Genomic DNA, 18196 nt, shown 5'->3' with positions numbered 1-18196 from the left:
CGTCTTGAAATGTCATAAATGTAGAGGCGAACCTCTGTGTTCGCCCTTGTAGGAGCAGATTTTATCTGCGATAAAAATATTGATTTATGTCTTATCAAAGTGAAAATGATATTATGCCCATAAACAAGTGTAGAGTATGTGGCACTGAATTCTTCAACGAACCATTGCTATAATTACGAGAATATGCCAAAATCTGCTCAATTTTTGCCAGACGCAGAGTCGCTCGAAAGCGATAAAGGAGTCACAGCCATTCTTCAAGCTCGCCTTGGTTCCACCAGATTACCTGGTAAAGTTCTGCTTCCTTTGGCTGGCAAACCCGTCATTGTGCATGTTTATGAAAGGATAAAGCATTGCATGAATATCAAAAAGATTATCATTGCAACTACTATCAATAAAAGAGATGAAGCCATTATGAGATTATTTGAAAACCTCGACGTTACAATATTCAGAGGCAGAGAAGAGGACCCTTTGGATAGATTCTTTCGAGCAGCTACGAAGTATAATTTGCAGCATATTGTTAGAATCATGGCCGATTGCCCTGTTGTAGAGCCTAATGTAGTTGATGCAGTGATTACATATTATTTTAGAGGAAATTACGATTTTTGTTATCTTGGGGGAGAATTCCCAACTGGGCTAGATGTAACCGTCTTTTCTTATCCTACACTCAAAAAGGCCTGGGAAAACACAGAACGACCATCTGATAGAGAACATATCACACCATATATGCAAAGGCATCCCGAACTTTTTCGGATAGGTTGTCTTGAACTCTTCAAAGGTCTACACCATCATCGATGGGTCCTTGACTACGAACAGGACTATAGGCTATTAACTGAGATTTACAACGAACTTTACGAACCAGATAAAATATTTACGATGAAAGATATATTGGAGCTTTTCGAAAGAAGGCCTGAAATCGCTAAATTAAATGCTCGTATCCCGAGAACAATTATCTGACAGAAAAAAGGTGAACTATAGGAGTATTTTATGCCAATAAACAAATGCAGAGTCTGCAACCATGAATTTTTTGAAGAACCATTGCTACGATATGAGAATATGCCAAAATCTGCTCAATTTTTGCCAGACGCAGAGTCGCTCGAAAGCGATAAAGGAGTTGACCTAAAAGTCTGGCAGTGTTCAGGTTGTGGATTGGTACAGCTAAGCAATGACCCTGTCCCTTATTATAAGGAGGTTATACGCGCCGCTGCTTTTTCAGAGGAAATGAAAGAATTTCGAAGAAAGCAATTCGGTAGCTTCATACAAAAATATTCCCTCAAAAGAAAGAAAGTTATTGAGATTGGCTGTGGCTGTGGAGAGTTCCTGTCCATTATGCAGGAATTTGGTATAGAGGCTTATGGATTGGAGTATTCAGAAAAATCGGTAATGCAGTGTGTCAAAAATGGTCTAAAGGTTTCAACAGGATTTATCCAAAGCAGTGCTGATAGATTAAACTATGCCCCATTTGATGCCTTTTTTATGTTGAGTTTTCTTGAACACCTACCTGCCCCAAATTCAACTCTTAGAGGAATATATAACAATTTGACAGATGACGCTATAGGACTTGTCGAGGTGCCAAATTTTGATATGATTTTGCGAAACAAACTTTTTTCTGAATTTATAGGTGACCATCTATTTTATTTTACCAAGGAAACTTTAAATACAACATTAAGGCTAAATGGTTTTGAAATTATTGACTGTAATGAAGTGTGGTACGAATACATAATTTCTGCTGTTGTAAAGAAAAGGGGGAAGATAGACATTTCTAATTTTTATAAACATCAGGCGCAACTTAAAAATGAAATAGAAGAATATATTCGTCGTTTTAAGGATAAAAAGGTAGCAATATGGGGTGCCGGGCATCAGGCACTTGCAGTTATTTCTTTAATAAATTTAACCGACAAAATCAAGTATGTCGTTGACTCTGCACCATTTAAACAGGGTAAATATACACCAGCTACCCATATTCCTATAGTTGCTCCTGATATACTTGACTCAGACCCGGTAGATGCTGTTATTGTTATGGCGGCTAGTTACTCCGATGAAGTAGCAAGAATTATACGACAGAAGTTCGATAAAAATATAAATATTTCTATACTAAGAGACTATGGATTGGAAATACGTTAATCCTGCAAAAGATATTTTTCGCTGTTAGTATCTGAGTTCGGTAAGATTATTTAGCAAACAAGGAGGATTCGCTATGAGCAATAATGTGCGCAAACTCAATTTTCTTCTTGTCATGCCGCGCCTGGTGCAAAGCGTTGGTGACGGGTATGTCTTCCCACTTGGTATTGCCTATGTCTCTTCGAGCATGAAAAAAGCAGGATTCAATGTCCTTACGTTGAATTTGAATCATCGGAGGGCGATATTTTCGATATCATCAAAAGAAAAGCACGATGGAAGAGAATAATGTCCATGTGGTTGCGACTGGGGGGCTTTCGCCTCAGTATCATCTTGTCAAAAACGTCATTGAATCAGCCAAACGAGTCAATAGGAATATCGTGGCCGTCGTTGGCGGTGGAATTATTTCTGCCGACCCAGAAACGGCCATGGAATCGTTGGAGTGTGTTGATTTTGGTGTGATCGGTGAGGGTGAGGTGACAATGTGTGAGCTTGCACGCGCCCTGGAAAATGGTGGGGATTTTTCGAAGGTTGATGGACTCATCTTCAAAGATTGTTCCTGTTTCAAAAAGACGAATCCGCGCAAGGACATCGAGAGCATTGGTACGATCTCCTGGCTGGACTATGAGGGATTTGATATTGAAAAGTATCTTGAGATTCCACTGGCACATTTCGCTGGAATAAACAAAAATCGAATGATCTGTATGTTGGGAAGTCGATCTTGCCCGTACCACTGCACCTTTTGCTGTCATACGCTTGGCAAAAATATCGCCTGCGACCACTTGATGATTTTTTTTTGCCGAACTTGATTACTGGGTTTCTCGTTACAACATCGAATACATTTCTATGGCAGATGAGATATTTGCACCAACTCTCGACCGTGCCAAAGAGTTTTGTACCCGTATCAAACAATACAATATCCCTTGGTATGCAGACTTCAGAATTGGCAAAGTCACGTCCGAACTTCTTCCGATTCTGAAAGACAGCGGTCTCGATGTTATGTTCTTTGGCTTAGAAAGCGCGGATAACCGGATTCTCAAGAGTATGCGCAAGGGCTTTACTATCGAGCAGATTGAGCACACACTTAAGATGGTGGATGAACATGGAATTGCCTTCTACGGTTGTTTCATATTCGGTGACATTGAAGAAACAGTTGAAACCGCGCACAATACCTTGAAATGGTGGCGAGAACATTCGAAATATAATATCCATTTGACACTGATCAAGCCATTTCCAGGTTTATACATTTACCAATATGCGTGCCAGAATGGAATCATCAAGGACCGGGTGAAATATCTCAAAGACGGTTGCCCCAAATCAATATTTCTAAGATGAGCGATGCGAAATTTTCAGAAATTCTCTGCTATATCTCTGAAGCCCAGAGCTTAATAAAGATAGGTTCAATCGAACTGCAATGGGTAGATCCGCAGATGGGTCGGCAAACGATATCGGGTATTTGTTCTAACTGTTCACAAAAGAACATTTGGGAAAACATCAAGTTGTTTGCCAACGACTACATTTATTGCAGCCATTGTGGACAAAAATATGATATTCCGTGTCCGCCACAGCTTCGAGAAAATCTGGAGAAAAATGTTGCTATCCTGTTGAAGAAATACGGCAAGGTCGCCCTCTGGGGGATGACCCTTACAATCATGAACCTGTTCAGACGCTCAAGGATGCTTCGCGATTCTAATGTGTTCCCAGTGGACATTTCCGAGAGCAAAAGGAAAATGGACCTTTATGGCAAGAAAATCTATGCTCCCGCCATCTTGGACGAAGAGGAGATTCGGGTCGTAGTAGTTGCCGTTCCATCGCATGCTGCTCAGATATCCTGCCAAGCCAAGGAAAACCATCCGAAAGTAATGAAAATAATAGACATCTGTCGGCTGGTGGATTTCAATCCAGTCAGATATTAAAAATGAAACAGGAGCAAATAAAAAATGAAAGAACAGCACATCCTTTTTGTTAATATGCCGATTTTCTCACTCCCGGATCTTATAAAAGGGACGGCAAATCGTGTCATTAGATGTTTTCCTTTTGGGATTTTATATCTTTCAGCAGTTCTTAAAAAACAAAAGCACCAAGGGCATATCGCCTGTGTGGATTATCTCGTGCAGGATTCAGCGAAGTTTGCGACAAATTTAGATGAATTGATTACGTCTGAAGCTATCAATGCTATATCCCCATATGTTCCAGATATTTTAGCTTTTTCTTTTTCATTTTCATCACAGCATGACTTCTTTTGCCGTTGCCTACCTCTATTAAAAAAAATCTGGCCGGGTGCTACAGTGATTGTTGGCGGAATGTATGCCTCCAACGCTGTTGAGTATCTACTTGAAAATCGTGATGTTGATTATGTTGTGGCAGGTGAAGGCGAAGAAAGTTTTCCACTTCTTCTTTCTTCATTGTTACACCAAGAAGAAAATCATGATATTAAGGGTGTTCATTCGCGTGATGCAATTCGGTATGATATAACAGGTAAACCTGAAATAGCCACTCCAGTAAAGAATTTAAACGACCTGCCGTTTCCCGATTGGAGCATACTAAAAATGAGTTGTTATGTTGGGCAAGATGCTGATGGAGCACAGGTTTTTGAGGATGAGATAGGCGTGGATAGGGGGCAATATCAGCATGCATTCCTACTTACATCAAGAGGCTGCCCATTTAACTGTACGTTTTGTGCAGCTCATACTGTACATGGTCGAAAAATGCGTCAAAGAGATGTACAAAACGTAGTTGAAGAAATGCGACAATTAAATAAGTCTTACGGAGCAAATTACTTTCATATATATGATGATTTGGCACTCCCGACAACCAAAAGGGCTTTGGAATTATTAGAAGGGATGAATAATTCTGGCATAGAACATTTAAAAGTATCCTTTTCTCAAACATTATCGATCAATTGTACCAACGAAGACATCATCGATGCTCTTATTGATTACATTGACATTTCCATTATTTCTTTTGCAGTCGAAACTGCCAATCCAGAGACTCAAAAGCGAATAAAGAAAAATCTCAACCTTGATAAGGCAGAATGCCTAATACGTTATGCTCAATCTAAAGGACTTATAGTCATAATTAATATAATTTTGGGATTTCCAGAAGAGACAAGAGAACAGATGTTGCAATCAATTTCTTATGTCAAGAAACACCTTAAGCCTAATTGGACAAAGTTTTTAATTGCAGCACCTATTATTGGCTCAGAGATGTACGACCAGTTTATTGAGGCAGGTTGTATCACCAATTCCCCTGAAGCGTGGAATAAAACATTGTTTAATTATAGAGATTTTGATTCACCTTGGATTACTGCTGACGAATTGAATGAATTGTGCTACAGAGCTAATTTAGAATGTAATTTTGCTGATAATTATGATCTTCAACGTGGTGACTATAACAAAGCTCGGCTTTTATTTAGAAGTGTAATTAAACTTTATCCTTTTCATATTTTTGCTTGGGATGGAATCCGTCGTGCAGAACGGCTCCTTGGAAACGAGAAAGAGGCTCAATCTGCCGAACAAAAGATAAGAGCGCTTGTTCTAAATGACTCTCGATCCCGGGAACTTTTAGAAAAATACAGAGATTTATTTCCTGAAGTTGTTGAAATATGTAGAGCTTCCTTAAAAGACCAGAGAAGTTGGTGGAACAGGGAGGCTGGAAAGATTAACCATGGAAATCAAGAAGATAATTGAGTTATTAGAATCTTTGATTAAAAACCCAACGGAAGGTCTGCCAGAGGATATATTCCTTTTTGTAAGCAGAATTACTCCGATGGTTAATGTGGACTTGCTGATAAAAAATGAACAGAATCATACACTTCTAACCTGGAGGGATGATGGTTATTATCCGCCCAGCTGGCATATTCCAGGCGGTATCGTAAGATATAAGGAAAAACTTTCTGATAGAATTAATGCTGTTGCTGCAAGTGAACTTGGGGCTAAAATAAAGTTCAAGAAAGAGCCATTAGCAATTAATGAAGTCATAATACCTTCAAGAAGAGTTCGTGGTCACTTCATTTGCTTATTATACGAATGTACATTAATCAGTTCACTCGATAAAAATCTCAAGTATGAAAAAGGGATTCCAGAACCAGGACAATGGGCGTGGCACAACGGATGTCCAAACAACATAATCCCCGTTCATGAGATGTATCGAAAATTTATATGATTTAAATCGATTTATTAAGGAGACAAATGTTATGTCAACTCAACAATTAAAATTAAGTGAAATAAAAAAAAGGAGCTTGCTAAAAAAAGAAAAACCGTATGTCTATGAAAAAGTCATGAAATTTGATGAAAAAGTTAAAAATGGAGAAAGTATAGCTATAATTCGACTTGTATACGATTATAGGTGTAACTTTCGTTGCAAACATTGTTCAGAAACTAAAGTCGAAAAGCGAGATAGATTTTTTACAATTAACGATGTAAAGGAGCTTTCACGACAAGCTGACGAAATGGGGCTTGCGCATTTTGTTATTACAGGCGGTGAACCATTAGTATTCCCGGATTTTGATGATGTAGTTAAAGCTATCCAGCCTGAGAAATTTTACATAACTTCGGATACTAATGGTTGGTTTTTGGATGCAGAAAAGGCAAAACATTTAAAAAGTATAGGCGTTGATAAAATTCAGTTGAGTCTTGATAGCCTTTCGGCGACTGAACATGATGCATTCAGACGTAAAAAAGGTTCGCATGAAAGAGCCATAAGAGCTATTGATGCGGCTTTGAAAGCCGGATTAAATATTATTGTTCAAACTGTAGTTACAAAGCAAAGAGTTAGGTCAAAAGAGTTCATTGAATTTGTGGAATTTTTGAATAAAAAAGGCGTTGGAGTATTTGTAACATTAGCAAAGCCGGTTGGAGAATGGGAAGGGAATTTTGATGTCCTTGTCAATAGAGACGATATGAATTATTTAAGAGAATTAGAGAAAAAGTATAATGTATTTACGCATTTAACTCCAGCGTATGGTCTTAATTTAGGCTGTATAGCAGTTAAAAGAATGGTGTCTATTACAAAGTATGGCGATGTGATGCCATGTCCATATATTTATATCTCACTGGGTAACTTTTTTAAAGAACCATTAAAAGACATTATTGAAAGAGGTTTGAAGATTAAATATTTTGGTAATTATATAGATACTTGTCTTATTGCAGAGGACAGAAAATTTATTAATGACTATGTGGTCAAAAAAATATATGGCAAACCGCTCCCGGTACCTTATAAAGAAGTATTTACAGCTGAGGATTTTATCTGTTAAATGGAGCAAAAATGAGAGAAGTTAGAAATACTCGAGAATTTATTCCAGATTTAGTAAGCGTTATAGTTCCTGTATATAATAGCGAGAAATATTTTCGCCGGTGCATCGAAAGTATCATTAATCAAAGTTATAAAAATATTGAAATAATACTGATAAATGATGGTTCAACTGACAATAGCGACGAAATATGTGATGCATATGCACTTAGTGACAACAGAATTAGAGTAATACACACAAAAAATAACGGACCAGCTACCGCAAGAAATATAGGCATAGAGAATTCAAATGGAAGTTTCATTTTTTATTGATTCTGATGATTTCATCGAGAATAACGCGTTAAATATTTTAATTGAAAATTATAACCAACACAAAGTAGACATAATAATAGGGGATTTTAAAAAAATTAAAGATGGTATTTCTGACTCCGGACATAGTGCTGTTTTTTCAAGCAGTAAACTGCTAAAAACAGGATATTATAGATTATATTAGATGTTATATTTAAAAAAACTCAATAGATTCCCACTATTTGTATATTCTTGGGGAAGATTATTTAAGTTGTCAATTATCAAGAATAATTATATTCTTTTTAATGTTGATTTACATACTTTTGAGGATGTAGCTTTTAATTTTGATTATTTAAATTATACAAATGAAATATTTTTCTTAAAAGAAATCATATATAACCACCTGATTCACGATAATTATACATCAGCAACTATATTGGCAAGCAATAATCTCCAAAAATTGTTTGGATATAAGCAAGCTCTCGCAAATATAAGCTATTTTCTTAATAATTGTAATTCTGGTGTCGACGTAAGAAAAGAAGTTGGACATACATATGTTAGTTACACGATAATCCAGTTAGTTCGTACTTGTGGACAGATTAATAATAGTAATAAAAAAAAGATTTATGAACTTATTCATGAAATTGTCAATGATTCAGATTTTAGAGATAATTTGAAATTTTATTCTCCCTCAAAGGGTGACAGCAGAATTCTTCCTATATTGATGAAATTAAAGCTCGTTTGGCCAATTATATTGGTTTGTAAGTATAAAGCTAATAAAAGATATTCAAAAAGAGGAGCCGGTAGATGACTATTATTGGAAACTCATTAAACCAAGAGACTATTGAGAATATTAAGAGAGAAGGGATTCCGGTAATAATATTTGGTGCTAGAATTGTAGGAGAAGCATGTAGGAATTAAAGTCAAATGCTTTTGTGACAATAATATCAATAAAACAAAGTCTTCTATGTGTAATATCGAAGTAATCCATACGCAAAATTTAAAGAAGAAATATAAGGATGCCATTTTTTTAATATCTGCCGCAGATATTAAAGATGTAGTTGAGCAATTACATGTTTTAGGATACTCCAGATGGTATGATAGCAATTTATTGTTGAGAGACTTCGATATCTATAAATACCGATTCAGTGCCCCAACGGACTTTGTTGAATATGCAGTTAGTACATGCCTTTTATGTCACGATAGCTATTTAACTTCTGATAAACTTTTTTTGAGAAGTGTAGATATTATTATTACTGAACGCTGTTCTTTAAAATGCAGAGATTGCTCTAATCTTATGCAGTATTACAAAAAACCCAAGGATTGCGATATTAAAGAATTAATGCAAACCATAGATATGTTTTGTGCTATTATAGATGAAGTTAACGAATTTCGAGTTATTGGCGGAGAGCCATTTATGAATAAAGAAAGTCATCTAATAATAAAGAGATTAATAGATGAACCCAAAGTTCACAAACTCGTAATCTATACAAATGGAACAATTGTCCCTAGAGAGCATCAGATTGAATATTTAAAGAATAATAAGGTACTGGTACTTATTCCTGATTATGGCATACTATCAAGAAAAATAAACGATTTAACTCAAATATTGCTACAAAATAAGATAACTTTTTATGCAGAAAAAGCTCGATGGTGGACTGATTGTGCTGAAATATTGAGGCATTATCGTAATATTGAACAACAAAAAGAAATATTTAAAAATTGTTGCGCTAAAAATACTATCACTTTATCAAATGGCAGACTATATAGATGTCCTTTTGCAGCAAATGCTAATAGGATTCTGGCAGTTCCGGATTTTAAGAATGATTATATAGATCTTTTTCAAGAGCCAATAGAAACCATAAATATTTGTGAGATGAAAAAGAAAATTAGAATGTTTCTTTTAGAAAAAGATTTCCTTGAAGTATGTGATTATTGTAATGGAAGGTCATTTGGAGCACTTGAGATACAACCTGCTATTCAAATAGCCAAACCTTTAGAATATGAGCAGTACTTTTCAAGGTAAAAAATGGAACTGTCATTGCGAGCACATCGAGATAACCCTCTCGCGAGCGATTTAGATCACATTCTAACCCATACTGAAGGCCTTTGGGAAGACCTCCGAGGGAAATGTCTATTTATTACCGGCGGCACTGGTTTTTTCGGCTGCTGGCTTTTGGAGAGTTTTGCCTGGGCGAATGATAACCTCGATCTTAATGCGTCAGCCCTTGTCCTTACAAGGAATTACGATGCGTTCCAAAAGAATGCGCCACACCTTGCTGCCAATCCGGCAATCCAATTTCATATTGGAGATGTTAGGAATTTCAATTTTCCAGAAGGGGAATTCTCACATATCATTCACGCCGCCAGCACATCGGCCCGTGCCACATTCAACAACGAAGCCCCCCTACTGATGTTCGATACCATTGTTGAGGGAACGAGACATACCCTTGATTTTGCTCTTCAGTGTCATGCCAAGAAATTTCTTCTGACCAGTTCCGGGGCTGTCTATGGTAAACAACCATTCGACATGACCCATATTTTGGAAGATTATTGTGGTGCACCCCATTTTACCGACCCAAACTCCGCCTTAGGAGAGGGTAAACGGACAGCAGAATTCCTCTGTGCGCTTTATTCAAGAGAGTATGGTATCGAAGCGAAAATTGCCCGTTGTTTTTCCTTTGTTGGCCCCTACCTTCCATTAGATATCCATTACGCCATTGGAAACTTCATCCGGGATGCATTGAAGGGCGGCCCAATCCAGGTCAACGGCGATGGAACGCCTTATCGCTCCTATCTCTACGCTGCTGATTTAGCCATCTGGTTATGGACCATTTTAATTAAAGGAAAGTCCTGCGAGCCCTATAACGTGGGTTCAGATGAAGCAATTACGATAAAGGAGCTGGCTTATATGGTACGTGATTGCTTTAAAAATAAGCCTGAAGTAATTATAAAGAAAAAACCTAAGGTTGGTGTTAAACCTGAGAGATATGTGCCAAGTGTGAAAAAAGCGAAATCTCAATTAGGATTAGATGTAAAAGTGGATTTGATGACAGCTATAAAAAAAACAATTAGTTTTCATTCAAAATGAAGACAACTATTCTAATTGGGTGTTTTAACGAAAAAAGGACTATTGCACAGGCAATTCAAGAAGCCAAGCAGTTAAAAATTGATAAAGAAATTATCGTCATTGATAATTGCAGTACTGATGGCACTAGAGAAATTCTTAAATCTATTGATGACGGTTCTATCAGGATGGTATTTCAGCCCAAAAATTATGGTGCTGGGCGTTCTGGGCGACTAGGTATGCGCATGGCTAAAGGTGATTATTTCTATGCACAGGGAGCTGATTTGGAATATAAAATGACAGATGTGTTAACAATGATAAAAAAATTAGAAGATGAAAATCTGGATGCAGTTTTTGGTTCACGCTTATTAAATGTAAAAAATAAATCTAAATTACAGTTAATAAAGGAACGTCCATTCTGGCTTGGGTCGATTATATCCACATTCTTGATTAATAAATTTTACCATAGAAATTTCACGGATGTGATTGCACCCAAGTTAATTAAAACCGATATTTTGAAAAATTTGGGTTGTGTTTCAGATAACCAGGCTTTAGAGTTTGAATTAGTAAGCAGACTTTGCAAGAAGGGTTATAAGATTGGCGAAGTTCCAGTTTATTATAAACCAAGGACAGCTAAAGAAGGCAAAAAGGTAAAGTGGTTTGATATGATTTATGCAATTATTGCAATGATAAGAGTAAAACTATTATAGTAGAAATAATGAAAACAGAAAAGCAAATTAGAAAAGAAATTTTTGAGAAGGTTACGGAACTTTATAAATTAAGAGAAAAACAGGAGAAATTTGTTCCCGGAGAAACAAAAATTAACTACGGAGGGAGAGTTTATGACGAAAAAGAGATGGTAAGTTTGGTTGATGCCTCGCTTGATTTTTGGCTCACTGCTGGAAGATACGCAAAGCAATTTGAGGAGAAACTTGCTGGATTTTTAGGTATAAAATATTGTTTATTAACAAATTCAGGCTCATCAGCTAATTTACTTGCAATTTCTTCTTTAACTTCACCAAAACTTGGGGAAAAAAGATTAAAACCAGGTGATGAAGTTATCACTACTGCCTGTGGATTTCCCACTACGATAAGTCCTATTATTCAAAATAATTTAATTCCTGTATTTATTGATGTTGATTTGGAAACTTATAACATTCAAGTATATAAGATTGAGGAAGCAATAACAGAAAAGACAAAGGCAATTTTTATTGCGCATACATTAGGTAATCCCGCTGAGCTTGATAAAATTATGAAGATAGTAAAAGAACATAATTTATGGTTTATTGAGGACAACTCTGATTCTCTTGGTTCAAAATATAAAGGAAAATATACTGGCTCTTTCGGGCATATTTCTACTTGTAGTTTTTATCCTGCACACCACATTTCAACAGGAGAGGGGGGTGCTGTTCTTACTAACGACCTGTCACTAAAGAAAATAATTGCTTCTTTTAAGGATTGGGGACGGGATTGTTGGTGTGAGCCCGGCAAAAACAATACCTGCGGTAAAAGGTTTAGCCAGCAGTTTGGCACACTGCCTTATGGTTATGACCACAAATATGTCTATTCTCATATTGGATATAACCTTAAAATGACAGACCTACAAGCTGCAATAGGTTGTGCTCAAATGGACAAGTTGGAAAAATTTACCCAAAAGAGGAAAGAGAATTTCAAGAGAATTTATGAAGGTTTAAAACCTTATGAAAAGCATCTAATTCTCCCCCAAGTAACTCCTAAAGGCGACCCTTCTTGGTTCTGCTTTCCTATTACAGTTAGAGAAAACAGCAAATTTACCAGAGATGAATTAACCAATTTTCTTGAAAGCAATCTAATTGAGACTCGCAATCTATTTGGTGGAAATTTATTACGACAGCCAGCTTTCATGGACATAAAACATAGGGTTATTGGTGATTTAAAAAATACTGATATAATTATGAACAGTACTTTCTTTATTGGGGTGTATCCTGGGTTAACTGAGGATGAAATAAATTTTGTAATTGAAAAGTTTAAAGAGTTCTTTAAAAATAAATAAACCCAGATTATGCATGAAAGCTTTTAAACCACGAATTAACACTAATGGACACAAAGAACACGAATGGAAATAAATTGTCAAAAATTTCACTTAAAAGGAGTTCTTGGTATTTCTCTAAACCTTTATATTTATTCGTGATAATTCGTGTCATTTGTGGTTAACGCATTATTTGAGATAAATATCTTTGTGAGTTGAAATCTAATCCTTTGAAATAGTAATCATGCTGTTAACAATAATTGTAACAGTCTATAACGAAGTTAAGACTATTCTTCAAGCTATTAAGGATGCTCAGTCTCTTAATGTTGAAAAAGAAATAATTGTGATTGATAATTGCTCGGAAGACGGTACAAGAGAGTTACTTAGGAGTATGGGAGACAAATCCATAAAAATAATTTATCAGGATAGAAATTATGGGTTTGGAAAATCTGTAAAGGCATGAATAAAGCTTGCTAAAGGTAAACATATTTTTATACAATTTGCAGATTTAGAATACGAACACACAAAATGCTTAGATATGATAAAATTGGCTGAGAGTGATAATTACGATGCTGTTTTTGGCTCAAGGTTAATGGGGCGCGAGAACTTATCCTACTGGGAACTTATTAAAGAAAGACCTGAGTATCTTGCAACTATCATTTCGACCTTTTTAATCAATAAATGGTATAACTATAATTTTACAGATATAATAGGTGCAAAACTTTATCGGACCTCAAGTGTTAGAAAGATGAGATTTGATACTTATGGAGTTGGGTTTGATTTTGAGTTTGTAAGCAAAATGTGTAAAAGCGGTTTTAAAATTGGTGAGCTTCCTATCGGTTATAAACCTAGACTTCAAAAAGAGGGTAAAAAGATAAAACCTTATCATATGTTACATGCCCTTGTTGCACTTTTCAGGGTAAAGTTTTTCACTTAAAAAGCATAACAGATGACCAATACTTTATGCACTCATTAGATTAAAAATAGTGAATTTTAATGTCTAAGAGAAGCTCTAATCTGGTGGACCATAAAGAAGAAGCCGTGATACTACCATAAGGGCGATATACCCCTTTAGGGAGTTTTTTATCTTGGGAGATAAAATAATATTAGTAAATCCCCCTTATTCTGATTCTTCGCGAATGATTAGAAAATCAGCCTGGATAGCTATGCCGATGGGATTACTCTATTTGGCTGCCATTTTGGAAAAGAATGCTCATTCTGTTAAAATTATCGATATGGAAGCTACTGGATTGATAAATTCTGATATGAAGATAATTATTGAGAAAGAAAATCCTCTTTTTGTAGGCATTACGGCTACAACACCAGTGATTAAAAAGGCTTTAGAGTTATGTAGAATTGTAAAAGAAATAAATAAGGAGATCAAAACTTTATTGATAGGACCTCATCCTACGCATCTGCCTATGGAAACAATTAATGAAGAAGCAGTTGATATTGTTGTGAGTGGAGAAGGCGAAATTACTATATATGCGAGTTAATAGATTCATTGTTGAACAACCCTGATGGGCTGGCTCAAGTTAATGGAATTTATTTAAAAAAAAACGGTAAAGTAATTTTTACAGGAGAAAGAGAGCCAATTTACGATTTAGATATTTTACCCTTTCCAGCTTGGTACTTAATTGATATGAATGCTTACCATCATCCTCTCTCGCGCTCAAATCGGTTTGCTTCAGTACTTACGAGTCGTGGTTGTCCATTGATGTGTACTTTTTGTAGCCGTGGAGTTTTTTCACGTAAGTATCGGAAGAGAAGTGTAAGAAATATTATAGAGGAAATACAAATACTTATTGCAAAATATAATATAGAAGAGATACATTTTATTGACGATACTTTTACTTTGAATCGCACTCACATTGAAGGAATTTGTCATGAAATTATTAACAGAGGCTGGCGCCTTAAATGGGCTACACCAAATGGAGTGCATGTTAATACCTTAGATTATAGTTTATTAAATTTGATGAAAAGAGCTGGTTGTTATTCTCTATCTTTTGGCGTAGAGTCAGGTAATCAAGAAACATTTGATTATATTAAGAAAGGTCAAACTCTTGGAAAGGTTAAAAAGGTATTTGATATCTGCCATAAAATTGGTATTGAAACAGTAGCTTTTATTATAATCGGCTTTCCTAACGAAAGTCGGAGAGAGATAGATAAAACATTAAGTTTTTTAAAAGAAATCAAAGCTGATATTGCCGATATTCATATGTTAATTCCTTTGCCTGGTACTGAGTTGTACGATGAACTCGATGCTAATGGCTACATCGTAGAAAGAGATTGGAGCAAATATGTATTTCATAATCTCCCTGTATATAGAACCAATTATTTTTCTCCAGATGCAATGTTTAACGAATATAAGCGTATTTATCTTGCATATCATATGAGACCTAAGTATATTTTTTCAAGATTATCACATACAAAGTCATTGGAACAGATTAAAAATAATATTAATGGTTTATTAACTTTATTAACAATAAAATTGAAAAGATGAAAATTTCTGCTGTTATAGCTGCTTATAATGAAAAAGAAAATATTATTGAATTAATCCGTAGATTAATAAATGTATTTAGAAGTATTAAGGTTGACTATGAAATAATTTTGGTTGTTCAAGGCAATGATGGCGCTTTCGAATTATTACAAGACTTTAAAAATAAATCCAAAAGTCTCATATATATTATTATGAAAAACCATTAGGAGTCGGTCTGGCTTTTAAAATTGGTTTTCATAACATTTCTGAAGATGCAACGCATATTCTGACTATGGATGCCGATCTTAATCATCAGCCCGAAGATTTACCAATATTTCTAAAAGTGCTTGAGCACAATGATGTTGATGTTGTCATTGGCTCAAGGTATATACCGGGTGGCACTATGAAGAATGTTCATATATAGCGATATGTATTAAGTAGATTGGTAAATGATATGCTTTCATATTTGAGCGGCTTAAAAATAAGAGACAAATCATCTGGTTATAGATTACAAAAGAAAGAAGTAGTTTTAACTCTGCGAGATAAAATTAAAACAAAGCATTTTGATTTCTATGTTGATTATCTCATTATAGCTCAAAAAGCTGGCTTCTCTATGATTGAGCTACCTATTACCTTTATCGCAAGGACTAAAGGACGTAGCAAAATGAAGATAATAGATACCTTATTTCGATATTGTATCTTAATTGCTAAAAACTTTAAATTTAATTTTTAAATGAAAAATAGCATGTCAAATAATCCTCTTCGTTATTTAATCATCATACCACTAATTATTTATATTTTTTTTGCTACCCCCAGTTTGAAAGAATGGGCATCTGCTGATTCAGTGCCATACCTTATGGGAGCTGATGAAATTTCTGGCAGTCGCCACTGGCTCAATTTCTCATACATAACTAAAGCTGGATTTGCACACCCACCTTTATACTCAATTATATTAAGTATTATAAGAAAATTAGCTGGGACAAATACTATATTTTTTAGGTTATTTGGCCTAATTTGTTGTTTAATCTCAATTGTTTTTATCTATTTTATTAGCAGTAAACTCTGCAGAGATAAAAACAATTATTTTGTTCCATTAATAGCCTGTTTTATATTCTCCATAAATCCTTTTATGATTAGAGGCTCGTTACATATAGATCCCGATAATACGCTAATAACAACCTTAATGCTCGCTTTTATTTTTTTATTTTTAAAGAATATGGAATGTTTAAACACAAAAAATATAATCCAATTATCATTTGTTTTTGCTTTATTATTAAGTGCTAAACTTACCACTCCCCTTATACTTTTTGCTATTTTATTTTATCTTCTTATAAATAAAAAATTTATTGAAAGTATTTCCATAGTAAAAATTTTCATTTTAGGCTTTATATTTTTTGGTGTGTTCTGGATATTATATAGCTTAAAGTTTAATTATTCTCCATCTTCTATATTTAAATCTTTTATAGAATTAGCTTCAGGCCATGTTGGTACACATATTTTTGACCCCCAATTTATATACGACATTTTTCGTGCCCTCCTATGGTTTTCACCGTTCTTTTTATTGTTATGGCTATTGAAGATTATTGATAGATTACATGGAATTTTTCAATGTAAAATTTTAGACACCAGTGAAGATTTACTGATTATAATAAGTATAATCATTTTTATGATTTATTTATGCCTTATACCTATGACTCATGGTTTTCCGAAATATCTTTTCCCTGTTGTTTCAATTATGAGTATTCTCATAGCAGATATTGTAGCAAAGGTTAAACATGATATATTGTATAGCATAAGGAGTTTCATTATCATCATTGGTCTTGTGCTAATTTTCAACATCATTTTTGTTGGAGACTTATTATATCTTACAAATTATGTAATAAAGGAGCGATTTATAAGAAGCCATTTTGATGTTTTAATATTACATAAAGAATCGCTTAATATGCTATTTAAGCTTTTCTCATTGCTTATCCTATCGTTGGCAATATTCATTTTTTATCGTAAGGGAAGAAAGCAGCGGTTTATATCTGCTTGTATAATTTCTTTTTTTATTATGTTTATCTCCAGTTCTTTAGCATTAAATATTATTCAATATAAAGCTAAATATCAGGTAATATATACTTATGGCAAAGAAGGCACGAAGGATTTAGTAAGGTTTCTGAAATCAAGAATTAATTTCGATGATAGGATTATTGCTCCTTGTGAAATAGTTTATTATTTAGATGCAATAAATTCAGGCTTTGTTGTAAGCAGTAGAGATTTAACAACACCAGAAAATTTTATAAAAGTATTGAAAGATATAAATCCCACTTGTGTAGTTTATGGAATAGCCTCGAACACTATAGAACAATATAGAGATGTATTTAGCTCTAATTTGATTTCTGATTATTTTCGAATTCATCATTTCAAAAGTGTGAATATTGGTTCGTATACATTGTGGATAAGAACTGATAGAAATGATTTGTGATAATTTATTAGAAAGAAAGTTTAATTAGAGAGATGCTACGCATGTCCAATGGAGTGGGCACTATAATGAGATGAATGAAATTTATGACTTATATAAGAGAAGATTTAAAATCAGCTTAGAGCAATTTAAAGATTCAGTTTTTCAAAGAAACCTTGGTAGCTATACTAAAAGCTATGAGACATACAAGAAACTTAAAAATATAGTTACCTGTTTTAAACAAGAAATCAAAAAAGATAAGCTTTTTAAAGTCTTAGATGCAAGATGCGGTAATGGGTATCATATATTCCTGCTTAATATGCTAAAGGAAGTAAAAGAAAAAGTTAGTTTTGATGGAGTTGATATTTCAGAGTTAGAGATAGAGTTTGCTCGTGAAGTAAATAACTCCTTTGGATTTAATAATATAAATTTCAGAGTTGGTGATGCAGAACATCTTGAGTTTCCCCAAAATTCTTTTGATATTATTTTATGTAACGATGTATTAGAGCATTTGAAAAAAACCTGAGAATTGTTTAAGTGAGATAA

24 protein-coding genes are annotated in these 18196 nt (G+C 34.6%); all 24 read left to right on the top strand.

Annotated features, from left to right (window positions below; translation table 11 throughout):
• Nucleotides 1–204: 204 nt before the first annotated feature.
• The 24 genes from QMD71_00895 to QMD71_00780 all read left to right on the top strand — a co-directional run bounded on the left by QMD71_00895 (nucleotide 205) and on the right by QMD71_00780 (nucleotide 18176).
• Complete coding sequence (locus QMD71_00895) at nucleotides 205–954, top strand: glycosyltransferase family protein (protein ID MDI6839406.1); 750 nt, start codon at nucleotides 205–207, stop codon at nucleotides 952–954.
• A 30-nt stretch (nucleotides 955–984) separates the two neighbouring features.
• Nucleotides 985–2121, top strand: a complete 1137-nt coding sequence (locus tag QMD71_00890; GenBank protein ID MDI6839405.1) for a methyltransferase domain-containing protein — start codon at nucleotides 985–987, stop codon at nucleotides 2119–2121.
• A gap of 73 nt (nucleotides 2122–2194) precedes the next feature.
• Nucleotides 2195–2404, top strand: a complete 210-nt coding sequence (locus tag QMD71_00885; protein MDI6839404.1) for a hypothetical protein — start codon at nucleotides 2195–2197, stop codon at nucleotides 2402–2404.
• Nucleotides 2391–2924 (top strand): cobalamin-dependent protein, encoded by a 534-nt coding sequence (locus QMD71_00880; GenBank protein MDI6839403.1) that lies wholly within the window; start codon nucleotides 2391–2393, stop codon nucleotides 2922–2924. Before QMD71_00885 ends, QMD71_00880 begins: the two co-directional genes overlap by 14 nt.
• Before the next feature lie 37 nt (nucleotides 2925–2961).
• Nucleotides 2962–3450, top strand: coding sequence for a hypothetical protein (locus QMD71_00875; protein MDI6839402.1), 489 nt, complete (start codon nucleotides 2962–2964; stop codon nucleotides 3448–3450).
• On the top strand, nucleotides 3447–4031 hold the full coding sequence (locus tag QMD71_00870) for a hypothetical protein (GenBank protein MDI6839401.1): 585 nt from the start codon (nucleotides 3447–3449) through the stop codon (nucleotides 4029–4031). The genes QMD71_00875 and QMD71_00870 overlap by 4 nt, the downstream gene beginning before the upstream one ends.
• Nucleotides 4032–4055: 24 nt before the next feature.
• Nucleotides 4056–5804, top strand: coding sequence for a radical SAM protein (locus QMD71_00865; protein MDI6839400.1), 1749 nt, complete (start codon nucleotides 4056–4058; stop codon nucleotides 5802–5804).
• Nucleotides 5782–6279 carry an NUDIX hydrolase gene (locus tag QMD71_00860; protein MDI6839399.1) on the top strand — a complete coding sequence of 166 codons (498 nt, stop codon included), beginning with the start codon at nucleotides 5782–5784 and terminating at the stop codon, nucleotides 6277–6279. Before QMD71_00865 ends, QMD71_00860 begins: the two co-directional genes overlap by 23 nt.
• Complete coding sequence (locus QMD71_00855) at nucleotides 6254–7369, top strand: radical SAM protein (protein ID MDI6839398.1); 1116 nt, start codon at nucleotides 6254–6256, stop codon at nucleotides 7367–7369. The genes QMD71_00860 and QMD71_00855 overlap by 26 nt, the downstream gene beginning before the upstream one ends.
• Before the next feature lie 11 nt (nucleotides 7370–7380).
• Nucleotides 7381–7677 carry a glycosyltransferase family 2 protein gene (locus QMD71_00850; protein ID MDI6839397.1) on the top strand — a complete coding sequence of 99 codons (297 nt, stop codon included), beginning with the start codon at nucleotides 7381–7383 and terminating at the stop codon, nucleotides 7675–7677.
• A 247-nt stretch (nucleotides 7678–7924) separates the two neighbouring features.
• Complete coding sequence (locus QMD71_00845) at nucleotides 7925–8464, top strand: hypothetical protein (GenBank protein ID MDI6839396.1); 540 nt, start codon at nucleotides 7925–7927, stop codon at nucleotides 8462–8464.
• A gap of 156 nt (nucleotides 8465–8620) precedes the next feature.
• Nucleotides 8621–9679, top strand: coding sequence for a radical SAM protein (locus tag QMD71_00840; protein ID MDI6839395.1), 1059 nt, complete (start codon nucleotides 8621–8623; stop codon nucleotides 9677–9679).
• A gap of 3 nt (nucleotides 9680–9682) precedes the next feature.
• Complete coding sequence (locus tag QMD71_00835; GenBank protein MDI6839394.1) at nucleotides 9683–10744, top strand: NAD-dependent epimerase/dehydratase family protein; 1062 nt, start codon at nucleotides 9683–9685, stop codon at nucleotides 10742–10744.
• Nucleotides 10741–11430: a glycosyltransferase family 2 protein gene (locus QMD71_00830; protein ID MDI6839393.1), complete on the top strand. Its 690-nt coding sequence runs from the start codon at nucleotides 10741–10743 to the stop codon at nucleotides 11428–11430. Before QMD71_00835 ends, QMD71_00830 begins: the two co-directional genes overlap by 4 nt.
• Before the next feature lie 8 nt (nucleotides 11431–11438).
• Complete coding sequence (gene rfbH, locus QMD71_00825) at nucleotides 11439–12752, top strand: lipopolysaccharide biosynthesis protein RfbH (GenBank protein ID MDI6839392.1); 1314 nt, start codon at nucleotides 11439–11441, stop codon at nucleotides 12750–12752.
• A gap of 220 nt (nucleotides 12753–12972) precedes the next feature.
• A complete protein-coding gene (locus tag QMD71_00820; protein ID MDI6839391.1) occupies nucleotides 12973–13191 on the top strand; it encodes a glycosyltransferase in 219 nt (72 codons plus the stop codon).
• Between the two features lie 75 nt (nucleotides 13192–13266).
• Nucleotides 13267–13665: a hypothetical protein gene (locus QMD71_00815; GenBank protein MDI6839390.1), complete on the top strand. Its 399-nt coding sequence runs from the start codon at nucleotides 13267–13269 to the stop codon at nucleotides 13663–13665.
• A 202-nt stretch (nucleotides 13666–13867) separates the two neighbouring features.
• On the top strand, nucleotides 13868–14224 hold the full coding sequence (locus QMD71_00810; protein ID MDI6839389.1) for a cobalamin-dependent protein: 357 nt from the start codon (nucleotides 13868–13870) through the stop codon (nucleotides 14222–14224).
• A gap of 8 nt (nucleotides 14225–14232) precedes the next feature.
• Nucleotides 14233–15231, top strand: coding sequence for a radical SAM protein (locus tag QMD71_00805; protein MDI6839388.1), 999 nt, complete (start codon nucleotides 14233–14235; stop codon nucleotides 15229–15231).
• Complete coding sequence (locus QMD71_00800) at nucleotides 15228–15434, top strand: glycosyltransferase (GenBank protein ID MDI6839387.1); 207 nt, start codon at nucleotides 15228–15230, stop codon at nucleotides 15432–15434. Before QMD71_00805 ends, QMD71_00800 begins: the two co-directional genes overlap by 4 nt.
• 20 nt (nucleotides 15435–15454) lie before the next feature.
• Complete coding sequence (locus QMD71_00795; protein MDI6839386.1) at nucleotides 15455–15631, top strand: glycosyltransferase; 177 nt, start codon at nucleotides 15455–15457, stop codon at nucleotides 15629–15631.
• Nucleotides 15632–15661: 30 nt separating this feature from the next.
• Nucleotides 15662–15940, top strand: coding sequence for a hypothetical protein (locus QMD71_00790; protein MDI6839385.1), 279 nt, complete (start codon nucleotides 15662–15664; stop codon nucleotides 15938–15940).
• Nucleotides 15941–17674 (top strand): glycosyltransferase family 39 protein, encoded by a 1734-nt coding sequence (locus tag QMD71_00785; protein ID MDI6839384.1) that lies wholly within the window; start codon nucleotides 15941–15943, stop codon nucleotides 17672–17674. It abuts the gene before it with no gap.
• Between the two features lie 70 nt (nucleotides 17675–17744).
• Nucleotides 17745–18176 (top strand): class I SAM-dependent methyltransferase, encoded by a 432-nt coding sequence (locus tag QMD71_00780; GenBank protein MDI6839383.1) that lies wholly within the window; start codon nucleotides 17745–17747, stop codon nucleotides 18174–18176.
• Nucleotides 18177–18196 lie beyond the last annotated feature (20 nt).

It is taken from the genome of bacterium (assembly GCA_030018315.1).
Taxonomy (GTDB): domain Bacteria; phylum Hydrothermota; class UBA3073; order JACQXS01; family JAGMCI01; genus JASEGA01.
The sequence above is the reverse complement of the archived record's forward strand: the minus strand, read 5'-3'. Positions and strand labels throughout refer to the sequence as shown.